Origin of the sequence: Campylobacter sp. LMG 7929, assembly GCF_024723595.1 — a bacterium.
GTDB lineage: Bacteria > Campylobacterota > Campylobacteria > Campylobacterales > Campylobacteraceae > Campylobacter_D.
Map to the genome: position 1 here is coordinate 147,458 of NZ_JANQCY010000002.1, position 9,037 is coordinate 156,494.

Consider the following 9,037-nt stretch of genomic DNA (forward strand, 5'->3'; position numbering starts at 1 on the left):
TCTTTGGTTAATTAAAATTAACAATTCCTTGAGTAAAAAGCTTAACAACTTTTTTTGCATGATTTTGTTGCTCTTTTTTACTCATTAAAACCTTATTTTCAAAAGTACTTTGTATAAAAAAGGTTCCCCTAAGCATAGCACAAAATGTATAGCTTAAAAATTCAGCATTTTTGGCTAAATTTTCATTATTTTCTTCTTCAAATCTTTTTTGAAGAACATATTCTACTTCTTTTCTATTACTTCCTTTAAACCACTTCCCAAAATCAAATTTTTCATTATAAATTTCAGAATATAAAAGCCTTACTATAGCTATGGTTTTAGCATCATTAAAAATTCCCAAATAAGCTTTAGCAAATTGATATAAAAATTCTTCTAAATTAGCATTGGGTGAAAGTTGCATATTTTTTTTCAAAATAGCTAGAAAATGATTTTCTGCAAAATCATTTAAAACCGCTTCAAATAAACCTTCTTTACTTTTAAAATGCTCATATACACAAGAAAATGAACCACCAGCTTGCTTGATAATATCTTTAAGATTAGTTGCTTCGTAGCCGTTTTCTAAAAACGACTCCGCAGCAATTTGTTTGATTTTTTCAAGCCTTGCTTGAGATTTTGAAGAAAGTTTTTTTATCATTGGTGTTTTTTGTGCTCTATAATTGAGTTTTTAGGATAGACAAAATTACTTTCTCTTGTGATTATGATATTTTTATCATCAAGCGCATATGCTTGAATAATTAAAGGTATTACGGTATCTTTTCTATCGTTATCAGCTAGTTTTTTAGTAGCTTTTAGTACAACTATTTGTTTATCTTTTTCTCCGGCTTTTAATTTAAAAGGTTTTTTTGGTCTAATGATTTCTAAGCCATCATCAATGCCTTGTAATTTCACATCAAAATAATACTCATGAACTTTATTATCAGTGTTTTGGAATAAAAATACATAAGCATTGCTAATAATTAATTCTCCATCATGTGCTTTTCTAATTTGATAAAGCTCACTAGAACGATTAATATTTAAAAGCATATTTTCTTTTTTGCTTCCCATTAAAACTAAGGCTGCAAAAACACCACATAAAACTACTAAATATCCGATAGTTCTAAATCTGAAATATTTTACCTTCTCTCTTGTTTCAATAGCTTTTGCACTAGTCCAATTAATCAAACTAGGGCGGTCAAATTTAGCTTGAATTTTCGAGCAAGCATCGGCACATTCAAGACAATTAATACACTCAAGTTGCATTCCTTGGCGTATATCTATATGTGTAGGGCAAATTTTTACACAGGCTTCACATCCTATGCATTCACCTTGTGGTGGTTTTTGATAAAGTTTAGTATGCCCATCATAAATCACTCCGCCTCTTTTATCATCATAAATGACTTGAACGGTATTATTGTCAAACATTACAGATTGAATTCTTGCATAAGGGCATACATAAACACAAAATTTTTCGCCCAAATACACTATATCAAAAGTAAAGGCCAAAGAAGCGCAAAATAAAATTCCCAAAAGCAATAAATGATCAGCAGGATTTTGAATATATACAAAAAAATCTTCAGGTGGTACAAAATACCATAAAAAAGCACTCATCATTAATAGAGAAAAAAGATAAAAAATCACAATGCTTAAAGCTTTTTTGATAAAAAATCCATCTACTTGTTTTTGTTTGTTTGCTGTGCTTTTGTGTATTTTAAATATTTTTGTTTGCAATAAATCTCTATAAATAACCCTAGCAATGGTTTGAGGACAACTCCATGCACACCAAATTCTTCCTGCTAAGGTAGTAACAAAAAGTATGGTTAAAAACATACCCATAATAAGAAATGGCATTAAATAAAGCTCTTGGGTATCAAAAGCTATAAAAAATAAATTAAGTTTTTTATGATCAAAACTCAATAAAAAGAAATGATTTCCATTGATTTTGATAAAAGGCAAAGCAATGAAAATAACCATGGAAACGATATAAGCTATATATCTTTTCTTAGTATAATTAGTGACACAGGCACTCATTTTGATTTCCTTGTAGAATATTTTTTTAATTGTAATACTAGAAAAATTAAACCAAACTTTGTCTTAATTAAGAATTTGTATTTAATTTTTATTTATGTAATTATTACAAAAATAAATTTTATTTTCAAGTAAAATTATGGTATAATTAAAACTTTCAAATTTTTAACGAAAGGTGGTGAGGGTCGTGCCAGGAATCAAGGTACATCCTAACGAGTCTTTTGATGAAGCGTATAGAAAATTCAAAAAACAAGTAGATAGAAATCTAGTTGTTACTGAAGTTCGCGCAAGAAGATTTTTTGAGCCTATGACTGAAATTCGCAAAAAACAAAAAATTTCAGCACGCAAAAAAATGCTTAAAAGACTTTATATGCTTAGACGCTACGAGTCAAGACTCTAATACCAAAAAGCCGAATTTTCGGCTTTTCTTCGATTATTTTTTATGTTTCTTTGGATTTTAATCATTCATTTTTTTGGACTTATTTTACCAGGACCTGATTTTTTCTTAGTAAGTTCTTGTGCTTTAAGAGAAGGTATTAAAAGTGCTTTAAAAGCAAGTTTGGGTGTGAGTTTGGCCATGAGTATGTGGATTATACTTTCTATACTCGGTTTGAGTGTGATTTTTCATCAATTTCCATTTTTGCAAATCGTTTTATCAAGTTTTGGAGCTTGCTATCTTTTGTATTTAGCTTATGGGATTTATAAAAATACAAAAATAGGTAATATAAAAGTTCAAAAAACTCATATATCTACATTTTTAAGTGGCATTATAACAAATTTATCAAATCCAAAAGTTATTTTTTATTTTGCTAGTGTTTTTGCAAGTTTTGATTTTGCTCAAATGCGATGGATGTTGATAATATTAGTGTTTGTTTTGATCTTAGAAACCATAATTTACTTTTCTTTGATTTCTTTATTATTTTCAAAACCTTTCATGGTAAGAATTTATCAAAAGAATTTAAAACTTATTGATTATTTAAGTGCTTTTATATTTTTTGCTTTTGCTGTATTTATTTTAAGTAGTAATTTAATGATTATGATAAATTAAAGCAATTAATTTTTATTAATACTTTTTTTGTTAAAATCTTATTAAGTTAAACTTATAAATTTAGGAAAGATTATGAAACATATAAAAACTATACTTAAGCTTAGTATGATAAGCGGTATTGCTGCTATAAGTGGCGGTGCTTTAAGTGCGTGTAGCAACAATACAAATGATTCTAATAATGCATTAAGCCAAGCAGCAAATACTCAAGGTGCTTTTGTTATCATTGAAGAAACCGCTCCAAATCAATACAAAATCAAAGATCAATTTCCAAGTGATGAAACTAGGGTGGTTTTAAAACAACTTGATGGAACTGAAAGAGTTTTAAGTAAAGAAGAAATGGATAAATTAATCCAAGAAGAAGCTGCTAAAATAGACAATGGTACCTCAAATTTAACAAATCCAAATAACGCTCAAATGAGTAGCGGAGGACTTTCTTTAGGCGAAACATTGCTTGCAAGTGCAGCTGGTGCTATACTTGGTAGTTGGATAGGTTCAAAGCTTTTTAATAATCAAAATTTTGCAAATCAACAAAGAGGAGCATTTTCAAATCAAAGTGCTTATCAAAGAAGTGTAAATAGCTTTAATAAAGCAAGTACAAGTGCTACTTCAAGCTCAAGTGCGAAAAAATCAGGCTTTTTTGGTGGTGGCTCTAAGGCTACCTCAAGTTCTTCTAACTCTTTTGGATCTTAAGGGTAAAAAATGAATTTTTTAAAAGTAAATCCTTTAGAAAAATCATATTTAGATCAAATTGGCTTTTCATGGCATACAGATAATGATGGAAGTGATTATTTAGATTCTAACTTAGTTTGCGTGAGGGAAAATGAAGCAAATGCATATTATGAAGCAGTGAATGAGCTTTATGATATGTTTGTAGCTGCTGCGCAAGAAGTGATTGATAATGATCGTTTTGATGAGCTTGGAATTCCTTTTAATTTGGTTGATGCGATTAAGATGAGTTGGGAAAATGATGTGCATTGGCATTTATATGGTAGGTTTGACTTAGCAGGTGGGCTTGATGGTAAGCCTATAAAACTAATAGAATTTAATGCTGATACTCCAACATCTTTATTTGAAAGTGCTATTTTACAATGGGCTATTTTAAAGCAAAACAACCTAGATGAAAGCTCGCAATTTAATAATATATATGAAGCCTTAAAAGATAATTTTAAAAGACTTATCACTTTAGAAGAAGATGTAAGTGAGTTTGAAAAATATTATGAAGGTTGGAAGATATTATTTTCTTCAATTGCAGGAAGTGATGAGGATATGATTACAACCAAACTTTTAGCACATATTGCTAGTGAAGCAGGTTTTGAGAGTGAATTTTCTTACATAGATGAGGTTGAATTTTCGCCTGAAGGTATTTTTAAAAATGATGTAAATTTTGAGTATTTTTTCAAACTCATTCCTTGGGAGAGTATAGCCATAGAAGAGGGTGAGCTTGCTATGCTTTTAACTCAAATCATGCAAAATCAAAAAGCAATCATTTTAAATCCTGCTTATACTTTACTTTTTCAAAGTAAAGGTATAATGAAAATTTTATGGGAGCTTTATCCAAATCATCCTTTATTGCTTGAAACAAGTGATCAACCTTTAGTGGGTAAAAAATGTGTTAAAAAACCTGTTTTTGGTAGAGAAGGAGCCAATGTTTCTATTATAGAAGCTAATGGAGATGTAAGTTTTGAAACAAAGGGAGATTATCAAAATAATCGCTTTGTATATCAAGAATTTGCTGAGTTTAACAAAAATGAAAATGATTATTATCAAGCAGGAGTTTTCTTTGCTTATGAGGGTTGTGGGTTAGGTTTTAGAAAAGGTGGATTAGTACTTGATAATTATTCTAAATTTGTAGGACATATAGTAAAAGATTAATGAAAATAGTGTGTTTAGATGCTGCTACCTTAGGTGGAGCGGATTTAACGGCTTTTGAAAGTTTTGGCGAGTTTGTAAGTTATGATTTAACTTCTAAAGATGAGGTTATTGCAAGAATAGCTAATGCACAAGTTGTGATGATAAATAAAATCATCATTGACAAAAAAGTGATAGACAACACTAATCTAAAACTTATTTTACAACTTGGTACAGGGGTAAATAATATAGATGTAGCTTATGCAAATTCTAAAGGTATAGTGGTAAAAAATGTAGCTAGTTATTCTACAAAAAGTGTTTTAAGCCATACCTTTGCCTTGCTTTTTGCTTTTTTAAATCAAATTCCATATTATGATAAATGGAGCAAAGAGGGTAAATGGTGTGAGAGTGAAATGTTTTGTGATTTTAGCAAGACTTTGCATACTTTAACTGGTAAAAAACATGGCATTATAGGACTTGGAGCTATAGGTAAAGAAGTGGCTAAGGTTTCTCAAATGTTTGGTTCTAAAATTTGTTATTATTCTACCTCAGGGACTAATAATAATGATGAATATGAAAAAGTAAGCCTTGAAGAGCTTTTAAAAACTTGTGATGTAATTAGCATCCACGCACCTTTAAATGATAAGACAAAAAATTTATTAAGTAAAAAAGAACTAATGCTTTTAAAAGATGATGCTATTTTGATTAATGTAGGACGCGGTGGAATCATCAACGAAGCAGATTTAGCTCAAGTTATGAATGAGAAAAACATCAAAGCAGGGCTTGATGTGCTTGAAATAGAACCTATGATTAAAAATCATCCTTTACTTGGTATAAAAAATAAAGAAAATTTAATCATCACTCCACATGTTGCATGGGCAAGTGAAGAATCTATACAAAATTTAGTCCAAATTGTATTTAATAATCTTAAGGAGTTTATAGAAAATGGCAAGTGAACATAGTTTTGATATTAGCGGGGAAATTGATAAGCAAGAGTTAAAAAATGCTTTAGAGCAAGCTAAAAAAGAGCTTGATAGCAGATATGATTTAAAAGGTATTAAAAGTGAAATAGAGTTAAATGAAAAAGAAAGTGTTTATAAATTTATTTGCTCTAGCGAAGCAAAGCTTGAAGTGCTAAAAGATATTGTTATTTCAAAGCTTATTAAAAGAGGGATAAACCCTAATGGTATTAAAGAGTTAAGCAGGGAAAGTGGAGCAAATTTTAGACTAAATTTAAAAGTTAATGACGCTATTGATACTGATAGTGCTAAGAAGATTAATAAAGCTATAAAAGATAGCAAGCTAAAGGTAACTTCAAGCATTAGAGGTAATGAAATTCGCGTAGTTGGTAAGCAAATTGATGATTTACAAAGCGTGATGAAAATAGTAAAAGAACTCAATTTAGAACTTAATCTTAGTTTTAAAAACCTTAAATGAAAACTTTACTTCAAATAGTTTTTTTGTGTTTTGTGTGTGTTTTTTTAAGCTCTTGTGCTTTAAAAAGCAAAACACAAGCACAAAGTACTTATGTTATTTTAAAAACCCCAGAGTTTAAATTTGCTGATTATTGTTTTTTATATGAGGGAAAAAATTTTACAAGTTTAGAGCTTTATAGTGCTTCTAAAGCCTTACTTGAATTAAAAATTAGCGATAAAATTTGTGTTAATGGCATATGCTATGCAAAAACTTTTTTTAATAAAAGATTTTTTAATAATGAATATTATGATGATTTTTTGCAAGATCTAATCTATAAAAAACCTATTTTTTATGGAAAAAATAAACAAACTACTTCTTGTGGTTTTACTCAAAAGATTGTAAGTAAAAATTATGATATTTTTTATGAGGTTTGTGATAAAAATATGAGTTTTAATGATAAAAAATCCAAAATCAAATTTAGCATAAAGTCAATATAAAGGAAAATATGAAAGATTTAAAACTTTTTCTTAATGATACTTTTAAAAGCAATATTTATAAAAACTTACAATGCAGTGAAGATGAAATTTTAATTTTAAAGCATTTATGCAAAAATTATTTGCAGGCAAATGCAAGTATTAATGCTTATAATCTTCTTAGCGAAGTTTTTAAAAATGATGAGTATGAGTATTTAGATCATTTAAAAGATCTTAAAAATCTTATAGAAAAAGGTTTTATTGTTCAAATTTTTTCTGATTTTAAAGCAAGTAAAAACTCAAGCTTGCTTTTAAATTTGCTACAATGTGAGTTAAGTTTAAGTGAAGTTTTCTTGCAAGTCTTAGAAAATAAAACCATACAAGATTATATGCAAGATCAAATTTATGAAGATCATATTGCATATTTAAAAGATGAATTTTTTAAAATCGAGCTTTATCAAAGATTGCGTTTTTTTGCTAAAAGCTCTCAAAGCAAGAATATTAAAAAAGATATAGCTATATTTGAAGCATACATTAAAGAGCGTTTAAAGAAAAGTAAAATTTCTAATGTTTTAGCAGAGATTTTTAAAGAATATGCTTTAAATGATAAAGAATGCTTGATATTTATTAGTTTGTTAAAAGAAGAGTATTTGCTAAATACTGAAAATTCTTATAGTAGAGATTTTAATTTTTTGCTTCATTTAATTAGCGAGGATGAGGCTCAAAAACAAGAAAACAAAGCTTTATTGGAAGAAGATTCTAAGCTACTTAGTTCAAATCTTTTAGAATATGATGAATTTGTTAATTCTTTGGGTGATATAACTAAGATTTTTTATTTAAGTGATGATATTTTACAAAGAATTATTAATTTTAAAGAACCAAAGAAGAATAAAAAAATTAAACTTCAAAATTTGGTTAAAGAGCAAGATATTTTTGAGCTAATCGAGCCAAATACCAATATAGATGATGTTATTATGCCCCAAAGCACTAAAGATTTATTAGAAAGCATATTAAAACAACAAGATAAAAAGGTTTTAGAAAGATTAAATAAATGGGGTATAAAAACTAATAAAAATATAGAAGCTAAGATAATTTTCTATGGCCCTGCTGGTACGGGTAAGACTATGAGTGCGCTAAGTATGGCAAAAGCTATGAAAAAATCCATTTTGAGTTTTGATTGCTCGAAAATTTTAAGTAAATATGTGGGCGAGAGTGAACAAAATGTAAGAAAGATTTTTGATACTTATAAAGAGCTTTGTCAAACAAGTAAGCAAAGCCCTATTTTACTTTTAAATGAGGCGGATCAGTTTTTAAGTACTAGAGTAGAAAGCAGTGGCGGTGCTGATAAAATGCATAATCAAATGCAAAATATTTTTTTGGAACAAATCGAGCGCTTTAGTGGAGTTATCATAGCAACAACTAACTTTTTAGAAAGTTTAGATGTGGCTTTTTCAAGAAGATTTGAGTATAAAATAGAATTTAAAAAGCCAAATTATGAACAACGCTTAATGATATGGCAAAAAGCTTTACCTAAAAATGCTAAATTTGAAGGTAGTTTTGATTTAAAAAAATTAGCCTCATATGAATTAAGTGGAGCTCAAATTGTAATGGTGGTTAAAAATACGGCTTTAAAAGCGGCTATTTCTAAAGATGGTGTTTTTAAAATGAGTGATTTTTTACACACCATAGAAAAAGAAATAGAATCTTCATTTGACAAAAATAAGATAGTTGGCTTTAAAAATTAAAATTCACACAAATTTCACAAGCAAATAATATCATTCTTTCAACTTTTATTTAAAGGAGAAAAAATGAAAATGAAATTAATGTTGGCTAGTTTGGTTTGTGCAAGTTCTATGTTTGCAGATATGATTGTTAGTCCAAGTGCTTTACCTCAAAAGGCTCAAGAGTTTTTAAACACTCATTTTAAAGGTGTAAATGTAGGTTATGTAAAACAAGACGTGGATTCTTACGAAGTAAATTTGGTTGATGGAACAGAAATTGACTTTATCATTAATGGAGACTGGAAAGAAGTTGATGGTAAATACAAAGGCATTCCAACAGGATTTATCCCAAAAGAAGTAATAACTAAAGTACAAGCAGCGCAACCAAATGCAGCTATTGTAGAAGTAGATAAAAGAATAAATGGCTATAAATTTAGAACAAATAATATGATGGAAATTTATACAGATTTTAAAGGCAATATTTTAGGTCAAAAATTTGATGATTAATTCACTTAAATCCTTCATTG

The 9,037-nt window shown here is 28.5% G+C and carries 11 protein-coding genes; 9 read left to right on the plus strand and 2 right to left on the minus strand.

What is annotated here, in order from left to right; genetic code table 11:
- Window positions 1-7 precede the first annotated feature (7 nt).
- Both CAMP5118_RS01640 and ccoG read right to left on the minus strand, forming a co-directional pair.
- On the minus strand, window positions 8-634 hold the full coding sequence (locus tag CAMP5118_RS01640; RefSeq protein ID WP_263682807.1) for a TetR/AcrR family transcriptional regulator: 627 nt from the start codon (window positions 632-634) through the stop codon (window positions 8-10).
- On the minus strand, window positions 631-2,007 hold the full coding sequence (gene ccoG, locus CAMP5118_RS01645; RefSeq protein WP_337216445.1) for a cytochrome c oxidase accessory protein CcoG: 1,377 nt from the start codon (window positions 2,005-2,007) through the stop codon (window positions 631-633). The genes CAMP5118_RS01640 and ccoG overlap by 4 nt, the downstream gene beginning before the upstream one ends.
- Window positions 2,008-2,191: 184 nt before the next feature.
- Between ccoG and rpsU the strand changes: the two genes are divergently transcribed.
- The 9 genes from rpsU to CAMP5118_RS01690 all read left to right on the plus strand — a co-directional run bounded on the left by rpsU (window position 2,192) and on the right by CAMP5118_RS01690 (window position 9,017).
- A complete protein-coding gene (gene rpsU / locus CAMP5118_RS01650; RefSeq protein ID WP_002780697.1) occupies window positions 2,192-2,404 on the plus strand; it encodes a 30S ribosomal protein S21 in 213 nt (70 codons plus the stop codon).
- A 42-nt stretch (window positions 2,405-2,446) separates the two neighbouring features.
- Window positions 2,447-3,052, plus strand: a complete 606-nt coding sequence (locus CAMP5118_RS01655) for a LysE family transporter (protein WP_337216446.1) — start codon at window positions 2,447-2,449, stop codon at window positions 3,050-3,052.
- 72 nt (window positions 3,053-3,124) lie between these two features.
- Complete coding sequence (locus CAMP5118_RS01660) at window positions 3,125-3,742, plus strand: UPF0323 family lipoprotein (RefSeq protein ID WP_263702378.1); 618 nt, start codon at window positions 3,125-3,127, stop codon at window positions 3,740-3,742.
- Between the two features lie 9 nt (window positions 3,743-3,751).
- Entirely contained in the window at window positions 3,752-4,924 is a 1,173-nt protein-coding gene (locus CAMP5118_RS01665) for a glutathionylspermidine synthase family protein (RefSeq protein WP_337215180.1), read from the plus strand.
- Window positions 4,924-5,856, plus strand: coding sequence for a D-2-hydroxyacid dehydrogenase (locus tag CAMP5118_RS01670; protein ID WP_337205838.1), 933 nt, complete (start codon window positions 4,924-4,926; stop codon window positions 5,854-5,856). Before CAMP5118_RS01665 ends, CAMP5118_RS01670 begins: the two co-directional genes overlap by 1 nt.
- Window positions 5,846-6,337 carry a YajQ family cyclic di-GMP-binding protein gene (locus CAMP5118_RS01675; protein ID WP_337216447.1) on the plus strand — a complete coding sequence of 164 codons (492 nt, stop codon included), beginning with the start codon at window positions 5,846-5,848 and terminating at the stop codon, window positions 6,335-6,337. Before CAMP5118_RS01670 ends, CAMP5118_RS01675 begins: the two co-directional genes overlap by 11 nt.
- On the plus strand, window positions 6,334-6,813 hold the full coding sequence (locus tag CAMP5118_RS01680) for a hypothetical protein (RefSeq protein ID WP_337216448.1): 480 nt from the start codon (window positions 6,334-6,336) through the stop codon (window positions 6,811-6,813). The genes CAMP5118_RS01675 and CAMP5118_RS01680 overlap by 4 nt, the downstream gene beginning before the upstream one ends.
- Before the next feature lie 8 nt (window positions 6,814-6,821).
- On the plus strand, window positions 6,822-8,534 hold the full coding sequence (locus CAMP5118_RS01685; protein WP_337205835.1) for an ATP-binding protein: 1,713 nt from the start codon (window positions 6,822-6,824) through the stop codon (window positions 8,532-8,534).
- 63 nt (window positions 8,535-8,597) lie between these two features.
- A complete protein-coding gene (locus CAMP5118_RS01690) occupies window positions 8,598-9,017 on the plus strand; it encodes a PepSY-like domain-containing protein (protein WP_263679336.1) in 420 nt (139 codons plus the stop codon).
- The last annotated feature ends 20 nt before the right edge of the window (window positions 9,018-9,037 follow it).

Excerpts from the sequence above, each read along its gene's own strand:
- ccoG (WP_337216445.1), bottom strand. The coding sequence starts at position 2,007 with ATGAGTGCCTGTGTCACTAATTATACTAAGAAAAGATATATAGCTTAT.
- CAMP5118_RS01660 (WP_263702378.1), top strand. The coding sequence starts at position 3,125 with ATGAAACATATAAAAACTATACTTAAGCTTAGTATGATAAGCGGTATT.
- CAMP5118_RS01670 (WP_337205838.1), top strand. The coding sequence starts at position 4,924 with ATGAAAATAGTGTGTTTAGATGCTGCTACCTTAGGTGGAGCGGATTTA.
- CAMP5118_RS01685 (WP_337205835.1), top strand. The coding sequence starts at position 6,822 with ATGAAAGATTTAAAACTTTTTCTTAATGATACTTTTAAAAGCAATATT.
- CAMP5118_RS01640 (WP_263682807.1), bottom strand. The coding sequence starts at position 634 with ATGATAAAAAAACTTTCTTCAAAATCTCAAGCAAGGCTTGAAAAAATC.
- CAMP5118_RS01690 (WP_263679336.1), top strand. The coding sequence starts at position 8,598 with ATGAAAATGAAATTAATGTTGGCTAGTTTGGTTTGTGCAAGTTCTATG.
- CAMP5118_RS01665 (WP_337215180.1), top strand. The coding sequence starts at position 3,752 with ATGAATTTTTTAAAAGTAAATCCTTTAGAAAAATCATATTTAGATCAA.
- CAMP5118_RS01680 (WP_337216448.1), top strand. The coding sequence starts at position 6,334 with ATGAAAACTTTACTTCAAATAGTTTTTTTGTGTTTTGTGTGTGTTTTT.
- CAMP5118_RS01675 (WP_337216447.1), top strand. The coding sequence starts at position 5,846 with ATGGCAAGTGAACATAGTTTTGATATTAGCGGGGAAATTGATAAGCAA.
- CAMP5118_RS01655 (WP_337216446.1), top strand. The coding sequence starts at position 2,447 with ATGTTTCTTTGGATTTTAATCATTCATTTTTTTGGACTTATTTTACCA.